This is a genomic window from Nocardia sp. NPDC102475, assembly GCF_055584605.1.
The window spans coordinates 137,788-160,968 of the sequence record NZ_JBVJLS010000021.1; the positions used below are offsets into that span (position 1 = coordinate 137,788).

Annotated in this window: 24 protein-coding genes; 14 read left to right on the forward strand and 10 right to left on the reverse strand. The window is 64.8% G+C overall.

Annotation, left to right across the window (positions count from 1 at the left end; all coding sequences use genetic code 11):
* Positions 1-183: 183 nt before the first annotated feature.
* The 4 genes from ACZ60G_RS32335 to ACZ60G_RS32350 form a co-directional block, all read right to left on the reverse strand.
* Positions 184-975, reverse strand: coding sequence for an alpha/beta fold hydrolase (locus ACZ60G_RS32335; protein WP_465814975.1), 792 nt, complete (start codon positions 973-975; stop codon positions 184-186).
* Between the two features lie 71 nt (positions 976-1,046).
* A complete protein-coding gene (locus ACZ60G_RS32340; protein ID WP_465814977.1) occupies positions 1,047-2,156 on the reverse strand; it encodes a cytochrome P450 in 1,110 nt (369 codons plus the stop codon).
* A gap of 37 nt (positions 2,157-2,193) precedes the next feature.
* Entirely contained in the window at positions 2,194-3,096 is a 903-nt protein-coding gene (locus ACZ60G_RS32345) for an SMP-30/gluconolactonase/LRE family protein (protein ID WP_465814979.1), read from the reverse strand.
* Positions 3,090-4,235: a cytochrome P450 gene (locus ACZ60G_RS32350; protein ID WP_465814980.1), complete on the reverse strand. Its 1,146-nt coding sequence runs from the start codon at positions 4,233-4,235 to the stop codon at positions 3,090-3,092. The genes ACZ60G_RS32345 and ACZ60G_RS32350 overlap by 7 nt, the downstream gene beginning before the upstream one ends.
* Positions 4,236-4,321: 86 nt before the next feature.
* Between ACZ60G_RS32350 and ACZ60G_RS32355 the strand changes: the two genes are divergently transcribed.
* The gene (locus ACZ60G_RS32355; protein WP_245721287.1) at positions 4,322-4,933 is read left to right on the forward strand and encodes a TetR/AcrR family transcriptional regulator; all 612 of its coding nucleotides are present in this window, start codon (positions 4,322-4,324) and stop codon (positions 4,931-4,933) included.
* 47 nt (positions 4,934-4,980) lie between these two features.
* Positions 4,981-5,739: a helix-turn-helix domain-containing protein gene (locus ACZ60G_RS32360; protein WP_465814983.1), complete on the forward strand. Its 759-nt coding sequence runs from the start codon at positions 4,981-4,983 to the stop codon at positions 5,737-5,739.
* 35 nt (positions 5,740-5,774) lie between these two features.
* On the opposite strand, the gene ACZ60G_RS32365 is transcribed toward ACZ60G_RS32360, so the two are convergent.
* The 4 genes from ACZ60G_RS32365 to ACZ60G_RS32380 all read right to left on the reverse strand — a co-directional run bounded on the left by ACZ60G_RS32365 (position 5,775) and on the right by ACZ60G_RS32380 (position 8,935).
* Entirely contained in the window at positions 5,775-6,212 is a 438-nt protein-coding gene (locus tag ACZ60G_RS32365; protein WP_465814985.1) for a type II toxin-antitoxin system VapC family toxin, read from the reverse strand.
* Positions 6,202-6,444 (reverse strand): AbrB/MazE/SpoVT family DNA-binding domain-containing protein, encoded by a 243-nt coding sequence (locus ACZ60G_RS32370; RefSeq protein ID WP_465814987.1) that lies wholly within the window; start codon positions 6,442-6,444, stop codon positions 6,202-6,204. Before ACZ60G_RS32370 ends, ACZ60G_RS32365 begins: the two co-directional genes overlap by 11 nt.
* 170 nt (positions 6,445-6,614) lie before the next feature.
* Positions 6,615-7,721 (reverse strand): acyl-CoA dehydrogenase family protein, encoded by a 1,107-nt coding sequence (locus ACZ60G_RS32375; RefSeq protein ID WP_465814989.1) that lies wholly within the window; start codon positions 7,719-7,721, stop codon positions 6,615-6,617.
* A 20-nt stretch (positions 7,722-7,741) separates the two neighbouring features.
* The gene (locus ACZ60G_RS32380) at positions 7,742-8,935 is read right to left on the reverse strand and encodes an acyl-CoA dehydrogenase family protein (protein WP_465814990.1); all 1,194 of its coding nucleotides are present in this window, start codon (positions 8,933-8,935) and stop codon (positions 7,742-7,744) included.
* 208 nt (positions 8,936-9,143) lie between these two features.
* Between ACZ60G_RS32380 and ACZ60G_RS32385 the strand changes: the two genes are divergently transcribed.
* The 12 genes from ACZ60G_RS32385 to ACZ60G_RS32440 all read left to right on the forward strand — a co-directional run bounded on the left by ACZ60G_RS32385 (position 9,144) and on the right by ACZ60G_RS32440 (position 20,787).
* The gene (locus ACZ60G_RS32385) at positions 9,144-9,332 is read left to right on the forward strand and encodes a ferredoxin (protein WP_063046666.1); all 189 of its coding nucleotides are present in this window, start codon (positions 9,144-9,146) and stop codon (positions 9,330-9,332) included.
* 120 nt (positions 9,333-9,452) lie between these two features.
* Positions 9,453-10,370 carry a 3-oxoacyl-ACP reductase gene (locus tag ACZ60G_RS32390; RefSeq protein ID WP_465814993.1) on the forward strand — a complete coding sequence of 306 codons (918 nt, stop codon included), beginning with the start codon at positions 9,453-9,455 and terminating at the stop codon, positions 10,368-10,370.
* A gap of 296 nt (positions 10,371-10,666) precedes the next feature.
* Positions 10,667-11,431, forward strand: coding sequence for an MlaE family ABC transporter permease (locus ACZ60G_RS32395; RefSeq protein WP_387286415.1), 765 nt, complete (start codon positions 10,667-10,669; stop codon positions 11,429-11,431).
* Between the two features lie 4 nt (positions 11,432-11,435).
* Positions 11,436-12,287 (forward strand): MlaE family ABC transporter permease, encoded by an 852-nt coding sequence (locus ACZ60G_RS32400; RefSeq protein WP_040686323.1) that lies wholly within the window; start codon positions 11,436-11,438, stop codon positions 12,285-12,287.
* 99 nt (positions 12,288-12,386) lie between these two features.
* Entirely contained in the window at positions 12,387-13,520 is a 1,134-nt protein-coding gene (locus ACZ60G_RS32405) for an MCE family protein (protein WP_465815028.1), read from the forward strand.
* 2 nt (positions 13,521-13,522) lie between these two features.
* The gene (locus ACZ60G_RS32410) at positions 13,523-14,551 is read left to right on the forward strand and encodes an MCE family protein (protein WP_465815029.1); all 1,029 of its coding nucleotides are present in this window, start codon (positions 13,523-13,525) and stop codon (positions 14,549-14,551) included.
* Positions 14,548-15,615: an MCE family protein gene (locus ACZ60G_RS32415; protein WP_063046661.1), complete on the forward strand. Its 1,068-nt coding sequence runs from the start codon at positions 14,548-14,550 to the stop codon at positions 15,613-15,615. The genes ACZ60G_RS32410 and ACZ60G_RS32415 overlap by 4 nt, the downstream gene beginning before the upstream one ends.
* Positions 15,612-16,880, forward strand: a complete 1,269-nt coding sequence (locus ACZ60G_RS32420; protein ID WP_465814995.1) for an MCE family protein — start codon at positions 15,612-15,614, stop codon at positions 16,878-16,880. The genes ACZ60G_RS32415 and ACZ60G_RS32420 overlap by 4 nt, the downstream gene beginning before the upstream one ends.
* The gene (locus ACZ60G_RS32425; RefSeq protein WP_465814997.1) at positions 16,877-18,097 is read left to right on the forward strand and encodes an MCE family protein; all 1,221 of its coding nucleotides are present in this window, start codon (positions 16,877-16,879) and stop codon (positions 18,095-18,097) included. Before ACZ60G_RS32420 ends, ACZ60G_RS32425 begins: the two co-directional genes overlap by 4 nt.
* Positions 18,094-19,503, forward strand: coding sequence for an MCE family protein (locus ACZ60G_RS32430; protein ID WP_465814999.1), 1,410 nt, complete (start codon positions 18,094-18,096; stop codon positions 19,501-19,503). Before ACZ60G_RS32425 ends, ACZ60G_RS32430 begins: the two co-directional genes overlap by 4 nt.
* Before the next feature lie 73 nt (positions 19,504-19,576).
* The gene (locus tag ACZ60G_RS32435; RefSeq protein ID WP_465815000.1) at positions 19,577-20,305 is read left to right on the forward strand and encodes a hypothetical protein; all 729 of its coding nucleotides are present in this window, start codon (positions 19,577-19,579) and stop codon (positions 20,303-20,305) included.
* Complete coding sequence (locus ACZ60G_RS32440) at positions 20,302-20,787, forward strand: h domain protein (protein WP_465815002.1); 486 nt, start codon at positions 20,302-20,304, stop codon at positions 20,785-20,787. The genes ACZ60G_RS32435 and ACZ60G_RS32440 overlap by 4 nt, the downstream gene beginning before the upstream one ends.
* On the opposite strand, the gene ACZ60G_RS32445 is transcribed toward ACZ60G_RS32440, so the two are convergent.
* Both ACZ60G_RS32445 and ACZ60G_RS32450 read right to left on the reverse strand, forming a co-directional pair.
* Positions 20,784-22,280 carry a sensor histidine kinase gene (locus tag ACZ60G_RS32445; protein ID WP_465815004.1) on the reverse strand — a complete coding sequence of 499 codons (1,497 nt, stop codon included), beginning with the start codon at positions 22,278-22,280 and terminating at the stop codon, positions 20,784-20,786. The genes ACZ60G_RS32440 and ACZ60G_RS32445 overlap by 4 nt on opposite strands.
* Complete coding sequence (locus ACZ60G_RS32450) at positions 22,277-23,014, reverse strand: response regulator transcription factor (protein WP_063046655.1); 738 nt, start codon at positions 23,012-23,014, stop codon at positions 22,277-22,279. The genes ACZ60G_RS32445 and ACZ60G_RS32450 overlap by 4 nt, the downstream gene beginning before the upstream one ends.
* Positions 23,015-23,181: the final 167 nt, after the last annotated feature.

Below are 23,181 nucleotides of genomic sequence, written 5' to 3' on the forward strand. Positions count from 1 at the left end.
TCCTACCCACGCCCGGGGCGCACAATGGCGACACCCACTGCGTATCTGTGAATCACGTTCGACCGGAACGGAATTGGCGGCGCCGCCGTATCGAATACATCAAGCGGGTGCCCCTGTGGGCAAGAGTTTCCCCGGACCAGGCATCGGCCACCCACTGGCCGGTAGTACCCCTGATCGGTAGTACTACCGGCCGAGTCGCCCGAGGAATTGCAGCATCAACTGGTCGATTTCACATGTGTGCGTGAGATTCGGTGTGTGCGCGGCGCCCTCGATGGGGTGGAATTCCGCTGGACCACCGAGTCCCTTTGTCAGTAAATCCACGGCGTCGTGATCGAAGGCCGGATCGGAGGCGCCGCGGACCAATAGCGCGGGGCAGGTGATATCGCCGATGAGATCGGAGATGTCGTCCACATTGATCAGGCAGTCGGCCGCCGCCGCGACCCGTTCCCGGTCACCGCTCAACCATTTGGCCAGCCACGGTTGATGATCGGACCGATCACCGCCGATGATCAAGCCCGCCACCATCTTCGCGATCACGGTCAGCGGCCCGGCGCCGATCCAGGCATCGGTGACCTGGCGATAGCCGACCCGCTGCACGTCGCTGTAGGCCTGCGCCGAACAGCCGAGCAGGATCAGGCCATCCACTCGCGGCGGGCACAGCAGGGCCATCCGCAGTGCGGTGAATCCGCCCTGTCCGACACCGCCCACCACCACCCGGTCGATGCCGAGGTGGTCGACCACCGACCAGGCATCGCGGGCCAGATCCCAGAAACTGTATGCGCTGTCGTCGTGTTCGGTCAGTCCGTGGCCGCGCGCATCGATCGAGATCACGCGGTATTCCGGGGCAAGCGCGGCAATCTGGTTCGCGAACATTTCGTGATCCATGAAGAAGGCGTGCCCGAGCACCACCGAGGGCCCGGATCCTCCGCTGTCGACGAAGTGCACTTTCGCGCCGGCGGAGGTTACGAAGGGCATAACCGTGCTCCTGTCAGACTGCGTCCCCCGAAAGGGAGCAGCCTAACAAGAACCGGTTATACCAACGGTTTTCACCACATCACGGGCAACTCCTCGACACCGCCGGTGAAGCTGCTGGTGCGCATCGGCACCGCGGCAGGGTCGACGGCCAGGCGCATGGTTGGGAACCGGGTCACCAATTGGGTGAATACAGTGTGCAATTCGATGCGGGCCAGCGGTGCGCCGATGCAGTGCCGCGCACCGTAGCCGAAAGTCACATGGGAGCCGTCCTTTCGGGCCACGTCGATGCGATCGGGATCGGTGAAGACCGTCGGATCATGATTTGCCGCGGTCAGATCCAGCAGGACGAGATCGCCGGTGCGAACGTCGTTGCCGTCGATTTCCATATCGGTGCGCGCATAGCGGGGCATCCGAGTGGCATCCGCGGTCCGAAGCAGTTCTTCGATCGCGGTCGGCACCAGTTCGGGGTTGTCGACCAGAGCCTGCCATTGGTCGAGGTTTTCCAGCAGCCGTTTGGCGCCGACCCCGATCTGGACCACCGTGGTCTCGTGCCCGCCGAACAACAAACCGAGGCCGAGCGTGGCAATGCCCTGATCGGACAGATCGTCGCGGGCGCACAGATGCGACAGCACATCATCGGCCTGGTCGTGCCGTTTGCGTTGGACCAATGCCATGAAGTACTCGAACAATCCGGCGACACCCTGCTGCACCTTCGCGGCGTCCTGCTGCTCGCCGAGGGCCTCGGTCCAGGCGCGGAACTGATCGCGGTCGGCATAGGGCACACCGAGCAGTTCGCAGATGACCAATAGCGGCAGCGGAAGCGCCACAGCGGTGTGCAGGTCGGCGGGGGAGCCCTGCGCGGACATCTCGTCGAACAACCGCGTGGTGAGCTCATCCACCCTGGGCCGCAAGTCGCGCATCCGTCGCGGCGAGAAGAACGGCACCACCAACTCGCGCAGTCGGGCCTGATCGGCGGGTTCGGTCTCGAAATTGCCGAGCGGCCCGCCGAAGAACATCGAATCCGAAGCCCGCGCAGCCGTTTCCGGCGTTGGATGGGCGCGGCCGAGGCGCGGATCGGCGAATAACGTCCGCACCTGCGCGTAGCTGGTGGCCAACCAGCCTTCATGGCCGAGCGCGGTGCGCGTCCGCTGGATGGTTTCACCTGTGACGGGGCAGCCCATGTCCACAGTCACTCCTTACGTAGTTCTCGGGTCGGACTCATTCGGGCAAGCGCACCCGCAGCAGATTGCCGCTGGCGGTGCCGACGACGAATTCCCTTTCGGCGCTCCGTGATACGACGATCGAGGTCATCGGCTCGCCTGCCAGGACGGTGCATGTCGAGTGATCCGCCGGATTGATGCGCACGAGTCGGCCCGAGGTGGTGGCGTCGTAGAGCATGCCGTCCGGGCCGATGGCGAGATCGTCGGGAAGCGGTGGCGCGCCGGGTTCGGCGGCCAGATCCGCGACGACGGTGACGTGCGATGGATCGTCGAGCGGGATGCGCAGGATGCGGCCGTTCGGGCTGAGATACAGCGTGACGTAGAGCGCGTCGCCGTCGACCAGAATGCCGTCGGCACCGAAATGCTTTGCCCGGTTCGACCATTCGGTGTCGACGCGGCCGTCCGTCCGGATCCGGACAACGCCGGTCGAGGTGTCGGCGACGAAAAGGTTTCCCGCGGTATCGAATGCGGCGCCATTGGCCATACCCAGACCGGAGGCGAAGATCTCGGCCTGCGGCGCTTCGGCTGTGGGATCAATGCGGATAACGCCGCCACCGGTCGAGCCAGGTACCAGATTGGTCGGGAAGTTGCCGTACGTCACGTAGATCAGCTGGTCCGGGCCGAGTTTCACCGCACCGGGATACGCGACCGTGACCCTTGCGGTAACGCGGCCGGACGGGTCATAGCGAACCACTTCGTTGCGTCGCACCCGCGAGACCCAGAGGTCACCGCGCGCGTCATAGGCCAGGCCTTCGGCCCAGTCCTCATCCCGAACGACAGCGACCGCCGCGATCGTCGCGGTGGCTGTTCCGCACGAAACCGATTTGGCCGCAGCCGAAACCGGAATCACGCCGACGAACGCGCAGGCGATCGCGGTGCCGACCCGTGCCGCGTTCACCATGCGACGGGCAACGAGGTCAGGCCCTTGGTGACAACGTTCTCGCGCACCTGCAACTCGTCCGGGTCGACGGTCAGATGCAGTGTCGGGAAGCGAGATATCAGCTGACCGAAGGCGACCTGCAATTCGATGCGAGCCAGCGGCGCACCGGTGCAGTAGTGCAGGCCGTAGCCGAACGCCAGATGCTGCCCCTCCGCGCGGGTCACGTCGAGTTGGCGCGCATTGGTGAAGATCTCCGGATCGTGGTTGGCGGAATCGACGTCCAGCAGCACCAGATCGCCCGTTCGGACGGTGACGCCGTCGATCTCCATATCGGTGCGCGCATAGCGGGCGAAGGCGGTGGAATCGTGTACGCGCAGCAGTTCCTCGATCGCGGCGGGCACCAGTTCCGGCTGCTCGACCAGCTGCTGCCACTGCGCCGGATTCCGCAGCAATTGCACGGTGCACAGGCCGATTTCGACGACAGTGGTCTCATGCCCGGCCAAGAGCAAACCCATGGCCAGCGTCGCGATGGCATCGTCGGCCAGGTCCGGCACCTCGCACAGCTTGGCGATCACGCCCTCGCCCGGTTCCCGGCGCAGCCGTTCGACCAGCGACTTGCAGTACAGGAACCATTCGGCCCCGGCCTGTCCCGACTTCGCGCCGTCGCTGGTGTCGAACAGCGCCTCGCTCCAGATCCGGAACTGCGCGCGATCCTCGTAGGGCACACCGAGTAGTTCGCTGATGACCAGCAGCGGCAGCGGTTCGGCGAAGGCCTTGTGCAGGTCGGCGGGCGAGCCCTTTTCGGCCATATCGTCGAGCAGCTGTGTGGTGAACGCGGCCACCCGCGGCGTGAGTTCGCGCATCCGCTTGGCCGAGAACAGTGGGTTCAGCAGCCCGCGCATGCGCGCGTTATCGGCGGGTTCGGTCTCGAAGTTCCCGAACGGGCGGCCGAAGAACACCGACTCCGACGACCGTGCCGCCGTCTCCGGTGTCGGATGGGAACGGCCCAGACGCACATCGGTGAACAGCTCTTTCACCTTGTGATAGCCGCAGACCTTCCAGGCCTCGTCGCCCGTCGCCGTGCGGACGCGGCTGATCGAGCTGGGTGCGGCGTCGGTTCCGGTGAAGGGGCATGCGAGTTCCGATGCGTCGGTGGTCATGGCTCACTCCTTGCTAACAAGCTCTTGTACAAGCAAGCTTAAACATAATTGCTTGTACTATTCCACTTGAACAAGGAGGTGATGTCGTGCCCGAAAGCCCAACGCCCGCCGAGACTTCGGCGCAACCCGTCCGGCGCATGCCGCGCGCCCAGCGGCGCGAGCAGATCCTCGCCGCGGCCACTCGCGCGGTGGCCCGCAACGGATTCACCGGGACTGGCCTGCCCGATATCGCTGCCGAGGCCGGGATTACGCACGTGATCCTCTACCGGCACTTCGCTTCGAAGGCCGATCTGTACCGCGCCGTGCTGGAACGGGCCTACACCAGGCTCGGCGATGCCGTCGGCACCGAAAAACTGGACGGCACCAGCATTTCCGCGCTGCTGCGGGCGGCCGCCGCGGATCCCGACGCCTTCCGGCTGCTGTTCCGGCACGCGGTCCGCGAGCCCGAATTCCGCGATGTCATCGATATGGTCCGCAGCTATTCGACGATGATCGCGCAGCGGTATCTCACCGATGCCGTGCCTGCGGGGCCGTGGCAGGACTGGGCCGCGCAGGTCATCCCCACCTTCATCCTGGACGCGGTGATCGCCTGGCTCGATGCCGGACAGCCGGATCTCGACGATGCCGCCGAACGGATCAATCGCGCGGCCCGTGCGCTCATCGAGGTGGCCGGCGGCGAATTGCCCCAGAAGGATTGAGCGGCAAGGCATAACGTCATCCATGGGCGGCGACCCGAAGGAGGAACATGGATGAACTACAGGTGCCGACTCTCGCCGAATTCGTGCGGATGCGGCGGCAGCGGCCGACCGCCGCGCATCCGGGCGGCCTGAGCCGACAGCAGCTCGCCGAGGCGATCCACTCCAGCGTCGGCTATCTCGCCAAGATCGAACAGGGTGGTGCGTTCAATCCGAGCCCATCGATTCTCGATGCGCTCGCCGAGGCCTTCGCACTGGATCCGGACGAGCGCATCCATCTGTATCACCTTGCGCAGCAGCGATTCAGCGGCGGTCCGCGTCGGGCCGGCCCGGTGCGGCCGCCCGTGCGCAAGACCCTCGACGCCTTGACCCCGCATCTCGCGGCGGCGCTCGACGACGGCTGGCGCGTCATCGACTGCAACGACGCCTTCGACGAAGCCTTCCCCGGTCTGCGACCGAACGGACATGCACTGCGCTGGATGTTCACCGATCCCCGGGCACGTCTGGTGATCGAGGAATGGGAGCGCGAGGCCGATCTGATGGTCGGGCGTTTTCGCGGCTACGCGGGCCGTGCCGGTGCACGAGCCGATGTCCAGCTGCTACTGCGCGAGCTGGGCGCACAGCCTGACTTTCACCGCCTGTGGAATACCGGCCGGGTGTACCTCGGCCGTCGCGACCCGACCATCCGGCTCCGAAATCGCAAGACCGGCAAGCCGTTCGAAATCCACGTCCAACGATTCCGCACCACGCTGCCCGAGCCGACCCGACAACTTTTCGTCGGGTTGCTCGAGGACGATGAGGCCGGATAACCCCTGCCGGAGCGCAAATCAGTGCGCCCCCGTTTTCATGGCATGGGGGCGATCAGTTCTACGGTCGGAAAATAGCCGCGATACCGGCCGGCGTCACGTGTCAGGAGTCGATATCCGGCGACTGCGGCATGGGCGCCGATGTAGAAGTCGGGCATCGGGGACCGCTTCTCGCCGCTGTTACGGCGATAGCGCTGAAATGCCTTGCCCGCCAGGAAGCCGGCGCGGAATGGTAGGGCCTCACGCTCGAACTCGTCGGCGGGCAGCAAATCGTCCAGCTCTTCGACGGTGTCGTACCCGACGGAGACCTCTGCGTAGATGATCGGGTTGATGACCACCCGGCCGGAATCGAGAGCCTCGGTGATTCGGTCCATTGACCACTCCGCCCAGTTCTCGTCATTGGTCATGACATCGAGTAGGACACACGAATCGATCAGGACTGCGGGCCCGCCGATAGGAGTTGGACTACTCGCCACGGAGCAGGTCCATGATCTCGTCCGTGCTCATACCTTCGATATCTCGGCTGTCCGCGGTTCCGCGCAGGCGTCGGACGAGGCGTTGCCCACGAGTGGGGGCGCCTTCGGTACGCACGATCCGAAGGGTGTCATCGACTTCGATGATTTCGACGTCGTCGCCCTCGCGCAGATTGTGCTTGGCACGCAACTGTGCGGGGATTGTCACTTGGCCCTTGCTGTTGAGCAGCACCATGCCCTCCTCGACCCGTATCTGTAATACGTGTATTACGTAATACTAGCGAACGGCTGATCAACATAGCTGTGTGAACAGCAATCGGCCCGCCGGTGGCAGGTCCGGCGGGCCGATTGGGGGTGCGGATACCGACCCTTTCGAGCGACCTGCAAGCAGTCGCCAGCGCTCGGTCAGGCAGGAGTTTCCGCGAGCAGAGAGCCGATGGCCCGCAGGTGGTCACTCGCCCCGCCCAGTGCGAATTCATTGTGCTTCGCGGCGGTGAAGTAGTTGTGCACGATGTGGTCGCGGTCGATGCCGACGCCGCCGTGTACGTGAACCACGGTGTGTGCCACCCGGTGTCCGGCATCGGCGGCCCAGAACTTGGCCGTGTGTACGGCTTCCGCGCTGGCCAGATCCTCGGAAACCCGCCAGGCGGCCTGGGTGACCGCCAGCCGCAGTCCCTGGACGTCGATGTAGGCGTCGGCGAGGCGTTGCGCGACGGCCTGGAAACTGCCGACGGCCTTGCCGAATTGCTCACGTTCGCGGGCGTATTCGGCGACCAGCTCGAGTGCGCGTTCCAGGGTGCCCAATTGCTGGGCGCTCAGGCCGAGCCAGGCGCGGGTCAGGATCCAGTCCAGGATCTCCGCACCGGAGTCCACCGTCGCGACCAATTCGGCCGGGGTGTCATGGAATTCGACGCCGAACTCGGCGCTGAAATCGACCACACGCTGAGCGGTCACGTTCACGGTCGCATCGGAGGGATCCACCAGGAATAGCGCGGGAGCTCCGGAAACCGTGGCGGGGACCAGGATTCGGGCCGCACGATCGGCATAGGGCACCGTGGTCTTCGCGCCGGTGAGTCGCCAGCCGCCATCGGCCTCGTGAGCCACGGTGGTCGGTTTGGTCGGCTCCCAGTTGTGCTCCTCGGCGAGTCCGGCGGTGAGGATGACGCTGCCCTCACCCGCCTGGCGCGCCCAATCCTGTTGAGCGTCCGAGCCGAAACGCGCGAGCGCACCCGCGCCAACCACGATCGACCACAGGTACGGGACCGCGGCGACGTGCTTGCCGAGCTCGCGCAGCACGGCACTCTGCTCGAGCGCGCCGAAATCGCCGCCGCCCACCGACTCCGGCAGTGCGGCGGCCAAAACGCCGGTCTCCGCGAGCGACTGCCATAGCGGCCCGTCGAAGCGGCCCTCGGCATCGAGTTCGCGGATCCGGTCTGCGGTGACCAATTTGGCGCAGACCTCGGCGGTCAGGCGGGTCAGATCGAGCTGAGCTTCGGTGGGTGTGAAATCCATGGTGTCTACCTGCTTTCTGCTCAGCGCGCCGCGGCGGGTTGCTTCAGTGCGGTCATGGCGATGATGTCGCGCTGGACCTCGTTGGTGCCGCCACCGAAGGTGAGGATCAGCGCGGCGCGATGGAACCGCTCCAACCGTCCGCGCAGCTCGGCGCCCGGCGAATCCTGACGCAGATAGGCCTGCGGGCCGAGGATTTCCATCAGCAGCCGGTAGGCCTCGGTGGACAGTTCGGTGCCGTAGACCTTGCAGGTCGAGGCGTCCCACGGCCGCGGTGCGGCATCCCCGCCCGTATCGGCGCGGCTGGCGATCTCCCAGTTCAGCAGCTTCAGATATTCGACCTTGGCCTGCACCCTGGCCAGATTGAGCCGCACCCATTCTTGATCGATGACCCGGGAACCGTCGCCCGCCTTGGTGTTGCGTGCCCATTCGGTGGTCTGGTTCAGCGCGACCATGAGCGGTCCGGCCGAGGTGAGTGCGACGCGCTCGTGGTTGAGCTGATTGGTGATCAGCGCCCAGCCGCCGTTCTCCTGGCCGACCAGCGAACTGGTCGGTACCCGGACGTCCTGGTAGTAGGTGGCGCTGGTATCCGGTCCGGCCATGGTGTGCACCGGGGTCCAGGAGAAGCCCTCGGCGGTGGTCGGCACGATGAGCATGCTGATGCCCTTGTGCTTCTTGGCAGTCGGATCGGTGCGAACCGCGAGCCAGACATAGTCGGCGTACGCGATCAGGCTGGTCCACATCTTCTGGCCGTTGATCACGTAGTCGTCGCCGTCGCGCACGGCGGTGGTGCGCAGGCTGGCCAGGTCGGTGCCCGCGCCCGGTTCCGAATAGCCGATGGAGAAGTGCAGTTCGCCCGCGGCGATCTTGGGCAGGAAGAACTTCTTCTGCTCCTCGCTGCCGTAGTGCATGATCGTCGGCGCCACCGAATTGATGGTGAGGAAGGGCACCGGCGCACCCGCGATGGCCGCCTCATCGGTGAAGATCAGCTGGTCCATGGTCGGGCGGTCCTGGCCGCCGAACTCCTTGGGCCAGGCCAGGGTGAGCCAGCCGTCGCGGCCCATTTCCTGGACCACCTCGCGGTAGACGTTGCCGTGGCCGTACTCGCCGGTGGTCGCGCTCAGCGCGGCTCGGCGCTCCGGGGTGATCAGCCGCGCGAAGTAGTCGCGCAGCTCCGCGCGGAGCTCTTCCTGCTGCGGCGTGTACGCAATGCGCATGGCAATACCTCTCGGGGATGGTCAGCCGACGGAGCTTGCGGAGTTGGCGGGGTGGGTATAGCTCAGCCCCTCGTTCGGTGTCGGTCAACCGATCATTGCATACGAACTGAAACATGTTCCAGTATTGCTACCGAATCCGCACAATGGCGGTACCCGATATGACCTGGTGTTGTTAGGCTTCGACCAGAGTCGCATTTAAGGAGTTCCCATGAAGGTCACGGTCGATCTGGATCAGTGCGAGGCCAACGGAATCTGTGTCGGAATCGCCCCCGACGTCTTCGAACTCGATGATGAGGACGTGTTGCACATCGTGGAAGCCGACGTACCTGCGGATCGTCTCGCCGATGTCGAGGACGCGGTGGCCCAGTGTCCGAAGGCGGCGCTGAAGTTGCAGTAGCCGGTGCTTGCCGTCAGATAGGAACACGTTCTAGAGTCGGCCCGTGAGTGAGCGCAGCGAACGAACCGAAGACACAGCGTGTATCACACACGGCGGAACCGAGCGCAGCGAGGTGCAGCCGTGAGTGATGTAGACAACACGGGTGTGAGGCTTGCGGGGCGGGTGGCCATCGTTACCGGTGGCGGCGCCGGACTGGGGCGCGCCGAGGCGCTGGCCTTGGCGGGGGCGGGCGCGTCGGTGGTGGTCAACGACCTTACGGAGTCGGATGCGGTGGCCGAAACTCTCGCCGATATCCGTGCGCTCGGCGCCAAGGCCGAGTTCGTCGCGGGCAGCATTGCCGAGCGGGCGACCGCCGACGCGCTCATCAGCACCGCCGAGGAAGCGTTCGGCAGCGTCGACATCGTGGTGAACAATGCGGGCATCACCCGCGACCGCATGTTGTTCAACATGTCCGACGAGGACTTCGACGCGGTGGTCGCGGTGCATCTGCGCGGTCATTTCCTATTGACCCGCAATGCGGGCGCCTACTGGCGGGCCAAGTCCAAGGCGGCGGGCGCGCCGATCTACGGCAGGCTCGTCAACACCTCTTCCGAGGCGGGCCTGCTCGGTCCGGAGGGGCAGGCCAACTACGGTGCGGCCAAGGCCGGTATCACCGCGCTGACGCTCTCCGCCGCGCGCGGTCTGTCCCGATTCGGCGTGCGCGCCAATGCCATTGCACCGCGGGCGCGCACCGCGATGACCGAGGCGGTCTTCAGTGCGGCGCCGGAGGGCGGCATCGATCCGCTCTCGCCGGATCATGTGGCGCGCTTGGTCGCATATCTCGCTTCGCCCGCCGCCGATGCGGTCAACGGGCAACTGTTCGTGGTGTACGGGCCGATGGTCGCCCTGATGGCCGCGCCGGTCGTCGAGGAGCGCTTCGACGCCGCCGATGATCACTGGTCGGTAAATGATCTCGCCGCCACGCTCGGCGGTTACTTCGCGCAGCGGCCCACGGGGCGTACGTTTTCAGCGTCTTCTTTGATCGATCTGGACAACTGACACTGTGATGGCAGGTGCCATCGGAAACCAGCTGATCACTCGTCCAGTTGTTGATCACCGATGCGGCGCTTGGTAGACATGGGAGTCGACGGTGCGTGACGCCCCACAAGGGTTAGGCCACCCTCAAATGACACCTGTTACAAATTCATGGGCCGAATTCGAGAAAAATGGCAGTTCAAATATGCCAAAAAGCTTCCTACAGCAATGTGAACGTGTTCTAATCGTTGCGGCGATGTGGCCAGTGCGGGGCATCGTGCGATGAGCAGAATCAGCAGGATGAGCAAGGAGGATCGTGCATGAACGAGGTCCTTGCTGTGCCATTGCGGGCAGTCGGCGGATTCTTCGAACTCGTTGCCGACGTCGCGCGGGCCAGCATTCGACGTCCGTTCCAAGGGCGCGAGTTCATTGATCAGGCCTGGTTCATCGCACGCGTTTCGATCATTCCGACACTGCTGGTGGCGATTCCGTTCACCGTGCTGGTGAGCTTCACGCTCAACATTCTGCTGCGCGAAATCGGCGCCGCGGATCTCAGTGGCGCCGGTGCGGCATTCGGTGCGGTCACCCAGGTCGGGCCGATTGTCACCGTATTGATCGTGGCGGGCGCAGGCGCCACCGCGATCTGCGCCGATCTCGGGGCGCGAACCATTCGCGAAGAGATCGATGCGATGCGCGTACTCGGTATCGACCCGGTGCAGCGGCTGGTGGTGCCGCGGGTGCTGGCCTCGATGTTCGTGGCATTGATGTTGAACGGCCTGGTGTGCACCATCGGCATCGTCGGCGGCTTCCTGTTCTCGGTGCTGCTGCAGGACGTGAATCCGGGCGCTTTCGTCAATGGCATCACGCTGCTCACCCATCTGCCCGAGCTGGTCATCTCCGAAGTGAAGGCCGGTTTGTTCGGGCTGATCGCCGGACTGGTGGCCTGTTATCTCGGCCTGAATGTCAAAGGTGGTCCCAAGAGTGTCGGTGATGCGGTGAATCAGACCGTTGTCTTCGCCTTTATGGCCCTGTTCGTGGTGAATGTCGTCGTCACCGCCGTCGGTATCAAGTTCGCGGCGCGGTGAGGCGATGGCATTCGTAATCCAATCCCGCTTCCCGCGTACCGTGCGGCGAGTGCGTCGCTTTTCGAACTCGCTCGATTCGCTGGGTAAACATGCGGTGTTCTATGCGCAGACAATCGGTTCCATCCCACGAGCACTGATCTACTATCGCACCGAGACCATTCGTTTGATCGCCGAAATCAGCATGGGCACAGGTGCTTTGGCGGTTATCGGCGGCACGGTGGTCATCGTCGGATTTCTTACGCTGTTCACCGGCGGCACCATCGCGGTGCAGGGTTACAGTTCGCTCGGCAATATCGGCGTCGAGGCGCTGACGGGCTTCTTTGCGGCATTCATCAATGTGCGCATCGCGGCGCCGGTGATCTCCGGAATCGGTTTGGCCGCAACCATCGGCGCGGGTTCGACCGCGCAGCTGGGCGCCATGCGGGTGGCCGAGGAGATCGACGCGCTCGAGTCCATGGCGATCCGGCCGGTGCCGTATCTGGTCGGCACCCGGGTGCTCGCGGGCATGATCGCGATCGTGCCGCTGTACGCGCTCGCGGTGATCTGCTCGTTCATCGCCAGCCGATTCGCGACCGTGGTCATCTACGGGCAGTCGGCGGGCGTCTACGACCACTACTTCTCCACCTTCCTGATCCCCAGCGACATCCTCTGGTCCTTCGCCCAGGCGATCTTCATGGCCTTGGCGGTCATGATGATTCACACCTACTACGGCTACAACGCCGCGGGCGGACCGGTCGGCGTCGGGATCGCGGTCGGCAATGCGGTGCGGGCCTCGCTGGTCGCGGTGGTCACGGTGACACTGCTGATCTCGCTGGCCATCTACGGCACCTCCGGCAACTTCCATCTCTCCGGGTAGAGCGGTATGGCAACGAAGCAATCGGGAAGCGGCCCAAACACTTCAGCCTGGGCCGCGGCACTGCGCGGCGGGCTCGGGCTCAAGCTCGCCGGGCTCGGCATGGTGATCGCGCTGGCCGTGGTCGTGTCCATCGCGATGGTCATGTTCTTCGGCGGATTCACCAAGACGGTGACCGTCACGGTGGACGCGCCGCGCAGCGGCTTGGTGCTCGATCCCGACGCCAAGGTGAAGATCCGCGGTGTGGAGATCGGTCGCGTCTCGGAGATCAAGCAGACCGCCGACGGTGCGAAGCTGACGCTGGCGATGGATCCCCAACTGCTGAAAATGGTCCCGTCCAATGCGACCGTGGATATCAAGTCCACCACCGTATTCGGCGCCAAGTACATCAATTTCACTGCGCCGGACCAGGCTTCGTCGACTCCGCTGAAGCCGGGATCGACCGTGACGGCCGAATCGGTGACCGTCGAATTCAATACGCTGTTCCAGCATCTGACCGATGTGCTGCAGAAGATCGAGCCGGAAAAGCTCAATGCCACACTGTCGGCGCTGGGTACCGCGTTGCAGGGGCGCGGCGAGAAGCTCGGCGATCTGCTCGCCCGTAGCGATGCCTACCTGCGCGATATCAATCCGAGTCTGCCCGCGCTGCAACGGGATCTGGTCTCCTCGACCGGTGTCACCAATCTGTATGCCGACACCGTGCCGGATCTGCTGCGCACCACCGATAACGTGACCGTGACGGCCAAAACGCTCGTCGAGGAGCAGGAGAACGTCGATGCGATGCTGGCCAACCTCATCGGATTGGCCGATACCACCGGCTCGGTGCTGCACGAGAACGAACAGCCGCTGGTGACGGCGCTGGATCTGCTGCGCCCGACCACCCAGTTGCTCAACGACTACAAGCCCGCGCTGTACTGCCTGGTCGTCGGCCTGGCCAATGTGCTCCCGATCGGTGAGGACATCTTCGGCGGACGGTTCGACGCGGTGCCGCTGAATGCGAGTTTCATGCCGGGCGCCGATGCCTACCAGTACCCGCAGGATCTGCCGAAGGTGAATGCCACCGGCGGGCCGCACTGCGAGGGCGTGCTGGACCGGGTGCCCGACAGCCACGCGAACTTCGTGGTCACCGATACCGCCGAGGGGCACGTGTGGACGCCGTCGACGACGGCACATCTGAACGGGCCCAAGGTGTTCCAGCTGCTGTTCGCCGGATTGCCGGGGGTGGGGCAGCTGTGAGCATCAAACCCCGTGCGACAACGGTCAAGCTGACGATCTTCACGCTGGTGATGGCCCTGGTATTGGCCGGACTGGTGGTGGTGTTCAGCCAGATGCGTTTCGCCAGGGAGACCGGCTATCACGCGGTCTTCACCAACTCCTCCGGAATGCTGGACGGCGCGAAGGTTCGAATCGCCGGTGTGCCGGTGGGTTCGGTGACCGGGGTGCATGTCGGCAAGGACAATCTCGCCCACGTCGATTTCGATGTGGACAGCAAGTACCGGCTCTACACCAGCACCAAGGCGACCATCCGCTACGAAAACCTGGTCGGGGACCGGTATCTCGAACTGCTGGAGGGGCCTGGCTCCGCGAAGGTGATGTCCAAGGGCGGCACCATCGGCCTCGATCGGACCTCGCCCGCACTCGATCTGGATATGTTGCTCGGCGGCTTCAAACCGCTGCTGCGCGGCCTCGATCCGGCTCAGGTCAATGATCTGACCGAGGCGCTGCTCCAGATTTTCCAAGGCCAGGGCGGCACGCTTGTCGCGCTGCTGAACAGTTCCGGATCATTCGCCAAAACCCTCGCCGATCGAGATGCGTTGATCGGCAGCGTGATCGAGAATCTGAAGACCGTGCTCGCCACGATCGATGACCGCGATCAGCAGTTCGCCACCACACTCGAGGAATTGCAGCGGCTGGTCAGCGGTTTGGCCGCCGACAAGGATCCGATCGGCGCCGCCCTGCCACGGATCGCCGGCGCGACAGGGGATCTGACCGATCTGCTGCAGCAGGCCCGGCCCGATCTGAAGACCACCATCGAGCAGACCGGCACCGTCGCCGCCACCCTCGACGACGGCTCCGACACCGTCCAGTGGGTGCTGGACCGACTGCCCGAAACCTACAAGAAGCTGGTCCGGATCGGTTCCTACGGTTCGTTCCTGAATATGTACGTGTGCGGCACGAACTTCATTGTCGACGGGCCGGACGGCAAGCCGATGCACATCACCCTGCCCGGTATGCAGACGACGGGAAGGTGTGCGAAGAGCCGATGAAGGAAACTCGATCACGCGCAGTCTCGCTCGGCATCATCGGCATTGTCGTCGCGACCACGGTCTCGCTGTCCGCACTGCAGGTCGACCGGCTGCCGTTCATCCGCTCCGGCGCGACCTACACCGCGTACTTCGCCGATGCGGGCGGACTGGTTCCCGGTGACAATGTGCAGGTCGCTGGTGTGAAGTCGGGACGCGTCGAGCAGGTGAAGCTGGACGGTGCGAAGGTCTACGTCCGGTTCACGCTGGACGAGGGAATTGTGCTGGGCAATAAGACGAGTGCCGCCATCAAGACCAATACGGTGCTCGGCCGCAAATCGCTCGAAGTGACCCCGTCGGGCAGCGGCTCGACCCGGACGAACGACACGATTCCGCTGGACCGCACCACCTCGCCGTATTCGCTCACCGACGCGCTCGGCGATCTGACGAATACCGTCAAGGGCCTGGACATGGATCAGGTCAACCGGACGCTGGACGCGCTGTCCACGACCTTCGCCGACACTCCGGCCCCGCTGCGGTCGGCACTCGACGGCGTCACCCAACTCTCGCGCAGCCTGAATGCCAGGGACAAGGCGCTGACCGAGTTGCTCGGCCGGGCGCAGAACGTCACGAAGGTGCTCGCCGATCGCAGCAATCAGATCAACGCGCTGCTGGTCGACGGCAATGACCTGCTCGGCGAATTGGATCGGCGGCGCGGCGCGCTCAGTCAGTTGATCGTGTACATCAACGGGCTGGCCCAACAGCTGACCGGCCTCGTCAACGACAACGAGGCGCAGCTGAAACCCACACTGGATCGGCTGAATTCGGTGCTTGCACTGCTGCAATCCAATAAAGACAACCTGTCGAAGGCGCTCGATGGCCTCGGTCCGTTCTCGGCCGCGCTCGGTGAGCAGGTCGGCAGCGGCCCGTACTTCCAGGCGTATGTCTCGAACGCGACCACGCGCGGCCTGCAGATCCTGGTCGACGCGCTGGTCTGGCCGCAGCATGTGCCGGACTCCTTCCGCGCCTATCTGACCGACCCCGCGTTGCCGTCGATCGAGCCCGCGATTCAGGAGCCGCCGCGATGAATGCATTGCGCACTGTTCGTTCGGCACCGCAGTGGGTGCGGGTGCTCGCGCTGGTCGTCATCGCCGCGCTGGTGATCGCCGGCGGGTGGGCACTGATATCGCGGATCGGAAAGACCTCGATCACCGCGTATTTCCCGTCGACGACCGGCCTGTACGCCGGTGACGAGGTGCGCGTGCTCGGGGTCAAGGTCGGCCGGATCGACTCTATCGATCCCGGTAAGGACCGGGTCCGGGTCGCGATGACACTCGATCGCGGCATCGAGATCCCCGCGGACGCCAAGGCGGTCATCATTTCGCCGTCACTGGTGTCGGCGCGATTCATCCAGTTGGCCCCCGCCTACACCGGCGGGCCGAAAATGCACGATGGCAGCTCGATTCCGATCGAGCACACCGCGGTTCCGGTCGAGTGGGATGACATCAAGGCCGAATTGTCTAAGCTGGCAACGACATTGGGTCCGGTCGGCGACGATAAGCAGGGCTCGTTCGGGCGCTTCGTGAATACCGCCGCCGACAATCTCGGCAATGGCAATGCGGAGGCGTTGCGCGATACCCTGCGCGAGCTGTCGCACACGCTGAGTACGTTGTCGGACGGGCGCACCGATCTGTTCGGCACCATCCGCAATCTGCAGCAGTTCGTGGATGTGCTGTCCAAGAGCAACGATCAGATCGTGCAGTTCGGCGGCCGGCTCGCCTCGGTCTCGTCGGTGCTCGCGAATGTTTCCGGTGATCTCGGTGCCGGACTGGACAATCTCGACATCGCCGTCGGAGATGTGCAGCGGTTCATCCAAGAGCGCGGCGGGGCGCTGACCGAGGGTGTGCAGCGGCTGGCCGAGGTCACCCAGATCCTCGCGGATAAGCGGCCCCAGCTCGAGCAGGTATTGCATTCCGGGCCGACGTCGCTGGCGAACTTCTATCAGATCTACGACCCGGCGCAGGGCAGTCTCACCGGTGCCGTCGTCGCGCCGAACTTTGCCAATCCGTTCGCCTTCCTCTGCGGCGCGGTCGAGGCGAACGATGCGAACGGTTCCGATCAGAGCGCCGCCCTGTGCCGCCAGTACCTGGCACCCGTCATCCAGCAGCTCATGATGAATTACCCACCGCTGCTCGCGAATCCGGCCTCCAACCAGACCGCGTTCCCGCACCAGCTCGTCTACAGTCCGCCGAGTCTGGCGGCGCGCGGGCCGAGTGATTCGGTGCCGCAATCGGATCCGGTCACGGTGCCGAACGGTATCGCCGGGCTGGCCATTCCGGGAGGAGGGCGATGATGCGCATGCGAATGGCCGGTGCGGCAATCGGATTGGCCGTCGTGCTCGGAGTCAGCGGCTGCGAGTGGGACGGGCTCAATTCGCTGCCCATGCCCGGTACGGCCGGAAGTGACAACGCCTACGAAGTCGAGATCCAGATGCCCAATGTCACCACGCTGACCCGCAATTCGCCGGTCCGCGTGAACGACGTGACGGTCGGCACGGTATCGAAGATCGAGGTCGAGGGCTGGCACGCGCTGGTCACCGTCTCGTTGAACAACGATGTGAAGCTGCCCGCCAACGCAACCGCCCGAATCGGGCAGACGAGTCTGCTCGGCAGCAATCATCTCGAACTCGCCGCACCGAAAGATGTTCCGGCACAGGGTGAGCTGAAGAACGGCGATCTGATCCCGCTGGATCGGGCCGGTGTCTATCCGACCACCGAGCAGACCCTGTCATCGCTGTCGGTGGTGCTCAACGGCGGCGGCATCAGTCAGCTCGAAACCATTACCCACGAACTCAATGCCGCATTCAACGGTCGCGAGGATGCGATCCGGGATCTGCTGCCGCAGTTGACCGAGCTGACCACCACACTGGATTCCCAGACCAAAGACATCATCGATGCGATGGGCGGACTGGACCGGTTCGCAGGCACACTGGCCAAGCAGAAGGACCGGGTGGCCGCGGCGATCGAACAGATCCATCCGGCGCTCACCGTGCTCGCCGATCGGCGCGAGGACATCACGCATACCCTTACCGCCCTCGGTGATCTGAGCGATGTGGTGCAGCGGATCATCGCGCAGGGTGGGGACAATCTGAAGGCGAATCTGGCGAATCTGGCACCCGTGCTGGAGACGCTGGCCAGCACCGGGAACAGCCTGGTCGAGGTCCTGAAGATACTCTTCACCTTCCCGTTCCCGATGAAGAATCTCGATCACGCGGTCAAGGGCGATTACATGAACCTGATCATGACCGTCGATATCACGGGCAAGCGATTGGATTCGAACTTCCTCACCGGCACTCCGCTCGGTGGTCGGTTCGGTGGGGTAGAGGGTGCACTCGGTGGTCTGGCCGGGACGGCGGAGGGCAATAGCAATCCGGCGACGGCACCGCTGCAGTCACCGGGCGCGACTCCGGCTCCGACGCCGACTATCCCTGGGCTGCCGCCGATTCCGGGTCTGCCCGCGATTCCCGGCCTCACCGTTCCGCCCGCCGGGCAGGAAGGTGCCGGCCGATGAAACTCACGCGATTCGTCAAGATCCAATTGGCCATCTTCTCGGTGCTGACGGTGATCGGCTTGGTGGTGATGGGCGGTACCTATGTGGGACTGCCCGCCATGTTCGGTATCGGCCGCTACGAGGTGACCGTCAAACTGTTGGCCACCGGCGGGCTGTATCCGACGGCCAATGTCGCCTACCGCGGCACGAATGTCGGCAAGGTGGAAGAGGTTCGGCTCACTCCGACGGGTGTGGACGCGAAGCTGTCCATCAAGAGCGATTACAAGATTCCGTCCGATGTCGACGCGTGGGTGCGCAGCGTCTCGGCCATCGGTGAGCAGTACGTCGATCTTGTTCCGGTCGCGAATGCCAAGGGCGGCAACCTTTCCGACGGTTCGGTGATTCCGGTGGATCGCACCAAGCTGCCCGAGGATATCGGCACTGTGCTCGATCGCTCCGATCGTCTGCTGTCCAGCATTGCCGATACCAAGCTGCGGCAGGTGATCGACGATGCGTTCAAGGCCTTCAACGGGGCCGGACCGGATCTGCAGAAGTTCATCGATTCCGCATCGCTGCTGGTGCAGGAGGCCCAGGCGAATGCCGAGCCGACCAAGGATCTGCTGGAAAAGATCGGGCCGCTGCTGGATACGCAGAATCGGTCCGATGCGGCGATCCGGTCGTGGACCCAGGACCTGGCGACGGTCACCGACCAACTGCGCGCCCATGATCCGGCGCTACGCAATGTCATCGAGAAGACGCCCGGCGCGGCACAGCAGGTGAGTTCGCTGTTCCAGGACCTGCGCCCGACCCTGCCGATCCTGCTGTCGAATCTGGTCAGTGTGGGTCAGGTGGGGGTGACCTATCACTCGGGTCTGGAACAGATCCTGGTGATTTTTCCACCGCTGACCGCCGCGTTCCTGACGGCCATCCGCGGTCCCGTCGAATACGGTGCCGTGGTGGACTTCCACCTGGAACTCAACGATCCGCCCGGCTGTACCACCGGCTTCCTCACGCCGGAGCAGCGCCGCTCACCCGCCCAGCTGGACACCCCGGACACGCCGCCCGGGCTGTACTGCAAGGTGGCGCAGAACGCCAAGGAAGCCGTGCGCGGTATCCGCAATACGCCGTGCATGGAGGTGCCGGGTAAGCGGGCGCCGTCGCCGGAGCTGTGCCGCGACCCGAACGGCTATGTGCCCGAAGGCAATAACCCGGCCTTCGGTCCGCCGCAGCCGGTGACACCGTCGGGTGACCCGATCGGCGATCAGGGCTCGACCCACCCGGCCGCACACAGTACGACATTGGATCCCAGCAGTGGGACTTTCATAGGACCGGACGGACGCACGTACCGTCAGGGGGATATCGGAAAGGACGGATCCGGCACGATACCGTCGAGTTGGCAGGCGATGCTTCAGGAGCAGCAGCAGTGAGAGAGCGCAGCGAACGAACCATGTCACAGCGTGCTTCGCGCATGCCGGAACCGAGCGTCAGCGAGGTGCAGGCATGAGTGAACCCAGTGTGGTCAAGGCCCGGTCCAGGCGACGGGCGGTGCGTTCGGCGGGTCCGCCGCCGGAGGACACCCTCCCGCTCGAGACCGAAGGTGTCGAGCTGACCAAGGCCGTCGATGTCACCGTCGAGGTGACGAAGTCGGAGTCGGACAGTCCGAGCGAGGATGCCGAACCCGTGACCACGCTGGAAATACCCAGCGTCGCGGATGTCGTCGACGACGCTCCGAAGTCCGGGCCGCCGCGCTGGGTGCTCATCGCAGGTGCCGCCGCGGCCGCGGTCGTGGCGATCGCGCTGGTGATCGGAACCGGATTCTTCGCCTACAACCTGCACACCGCATCCGACCGCGATGCGCGGCGCGCGGACTACGTGCAGACCGCCAAGCAGGCGATCCTCAATCTCACCACCATCAAGGACGACACCGCCAAGGCCGATATCGATCGCGTCCTCGCGGTGGCCTCCGGCGAACTCAAGGCCGAATATTCGCAGCGCAAGGACGCCTACGCGAGCGTGGTCGAACAGGCCAAGGTGAAGGCCACCGGTGAGATCATCGAATCCGCCATCGAGAGCGAGGACGGGGATTCGGCACGCGTGCTGGTCGCCGCCAAGCAGACCCTGACCAATGCGGGTATGGCGGATCCGCAGACGCGGTTCTACCGATTCCGGGTTACCGTCACTCGCGGCGACAACGGGATCACCGCCTCACAAGTGGAGTTCGTCGCATGAGCAGGCGTCTGATTCTGGTGGCTTCCGCGGTCGCCCTCGTGATCGTCGCGCTGGCGGCCATCTGCGGCGTCACCGGATACAAGTACTGGAACGACCGCAAGAGCGAACAGGCGCGCACCCAGGCCGTCCCCGCGGCCCAACGCACCGTCGAAGCGATGTTCACCTACAACTTCAAAACGGTGGACGCCGAATTGCCGAAGGCCGCCGACAATCTCGGCGGCAGCTTCCGCGACGATTACCTGAAACTGATCAAGGAAGCCATCGCCCCCGGCGCCAAGGAAAAGGAACTCAACGTCCAGGCCACCACCCAGGCCACCGGCGTAGTCTCCGCCGACCCCTCCCACGCCGTAGTCATGCTCTACCTGAACCAGGTAAGCACCGGCAAGGACTCCCCCCAAGCCAACATCAGCACCAGCCGAGTCCGAGTAACCCTCGACAAAACCGACAGCCACTGGCTCGTCTCCGCGGTAACCCCGATCTAGTGGATTTCGCGGGGTAGGCGGACGGTGAAGGTGGTGCCTTCGCCCTCGGCGCTTTCGACGCTCACGGTGCCGTTGTGTGCGTCGACCAGGGCTTGGACGATGGACAGGCCGAGGCCGGTGCCGCCGCTGGCGCGGGTGCGGGAAGTGTCGGTGCGGTAGAAGCGTTCGAAGATGCGCTCGGCCTCCTCGGGCGGCAAGCCCTGACCCGTGTCGGCGACCTCCAGCAGGACCTCGTCGTCGGTGGGGGTCAGCCGGACCTTGACGTCGGCGTCCGGGGGCGTGTGCGTGAGTGCGTTGTTCAGCAGGTTGGCCAGTATCTGACGCAGCCGCGCCTCGTCGCCGGTTACTTCCAATGTTCCTGTGCCCGAACGGATTTCCAGCTCGACGGAGCGGCGCGGACCGTCGTCGCCGTTGGCCGCTGTGACGGCGCGGGCGTTGTGCACGGCGTCGCTGGCGATAGCGAGCAGGTCGACCGGGCCCAGTTCCAGCGGACGCTGGGCGTCCAATCGGGCCAGCATCAACAGGTCCTCGACCAAGAGCCCCATGCGTTGGGCCTCGTGTTCGATGCGGTCCATGAACATGGCCGGGTCCGCGGTCGCGCCTTGCCGATACAGTTCGGCGAAGCCGCTGATGGTGGTGAGCGGGGTGCGCAGTTCATGGCTCGCGTCGGCGACGAAGCGGCGCATCTTCGCCTCGGAGCGCCGGGCCGCCGATTCGGAGGCTTCCGTCGCGGCGAAGGCCCGTTGGATCTGGGCCAGCATGCCGTTGAGCGATTGGGAAAGCCGGTCGACCTCGGTGTTGGTGCCGCGCACCGGAACTCGGCGATGCAGGTCACCGGCGGCGATGGCGGCGGCGGTCTTCTCGACCGCGCGCAACGGCCGCAGACTGCGTCGGATCACGAAGTAGGCGAGCACCGCCAGCGCGGCGAGCACCGCGGCACCGACCATGAGCTGCAACATGATCAGTCGATTGACCGTGTCGATGTTCTCGGTGAGCGGTATCGCGACCGTCGTCGTCGTATCGGGTGACACCGCCGTCATGGTCCGCCATTTGACCGTCGAACCGTTCCTGGAGCCGACGGTTACCGCTCTGGTGAGGACCTTGCTGCCCGGCGGATCCGCGGTCGGCCGCACATCGGGCAGTCGCGGCAGTTCCGGCTCGGCCTCCTCGTTGAACGGTCTGGTCTCGAGATACGTCGTGCCGTTGCCGCCCGGGGTCGGCTCGATGTGGACATAGAAGGTGCTGGACGGATGCGACGGATTCGAAGGAGTCGGCGGCCGTGGCCGCGACCACGCCATCACCGCATCGCGAAGTTGCTGATCGGTCCGGTGCAGCAGCGAATTCTCCAGCGCCGAGGTGACGACCATGCCGGATGCGAACAGGCCGAGCGCGGAAAGCAGTACGAGCGCCAGCACCAGCGTGACCCGCAGCGGAATCGCCGAAGAAGCGCTTGCCAGTTTGCGACGGGTCTGTTCGAGCCGGGACGTGATCATTTGTCGGACTGGCGTGTGCGATTCGGTGCGCGCATCACGTAGCCCACACCACGCAGCGTGTGAATCAAGCGCTGATCGCCCGTGTCGACCTTCTTGCGCAGATACGAGACATAGGTTTCGACCACGCCGACCTCACCCCCGAAGTCGTAGCGCCACACATGGTCCAGGATGCGCGGCTTACTCAACACCGTCCCGGCATTGACCATGAAATACCGCAGCAGGGTGAATTCGGTGGGCGACAACGCAACCGGCTCGCCCGCCTTCCACACCTCGTGCGTATCGTCGTCGAGTTCGATGTCCTCGAACCGGAGTCGCGAACTCTCGCGCTGCGGCGCGGCATGACCGAAGCGGCGCAGGACAACTCGCAGCCGGGCCACCACTTCCTCGAGGCTGAACGGTTTGGTGATGTAGTCGTCGGCGCCGAGGGTGAGTCCGGCGACCTTGTCCTGCACATCGTCGCGCGCGGTCAGGAACAGCACCGGTGCGTCGATGCCGTCGGCGCGCAGTCGGCGCAGCAGCCCGAAGCCGTCCATGCCGGGCATCATCACATCGACGATCAGCGCCTGCGGCCGGAAGGTGCGCGCCTTGTCCAGCGCCTGCGCCCCGTCGATAGCAGTATCGACCGCGAACCCCTGATAGCGCAGGCTCACCGACAGCAACTCCACGATCATGGGTTCGTCGTCCACCACCAGCACACGGGCCTCGGGCGTGGACTCCGCAGGCGCACCACTCATTGCTTCATAGTCCGGCAATCGACTGGGAACTGTCTGGACCTTGGCTGGGTGATTCCTGTGAGTGCTCTGTTGGATTTGCCGCGCCTGCGGCGCGGCGTGTTCGCGGCCCCCTGGTGTCTCGCGTCCGAGCCGTCGAGACTCGCGACTTCGTCGCATGCGCTTCGACG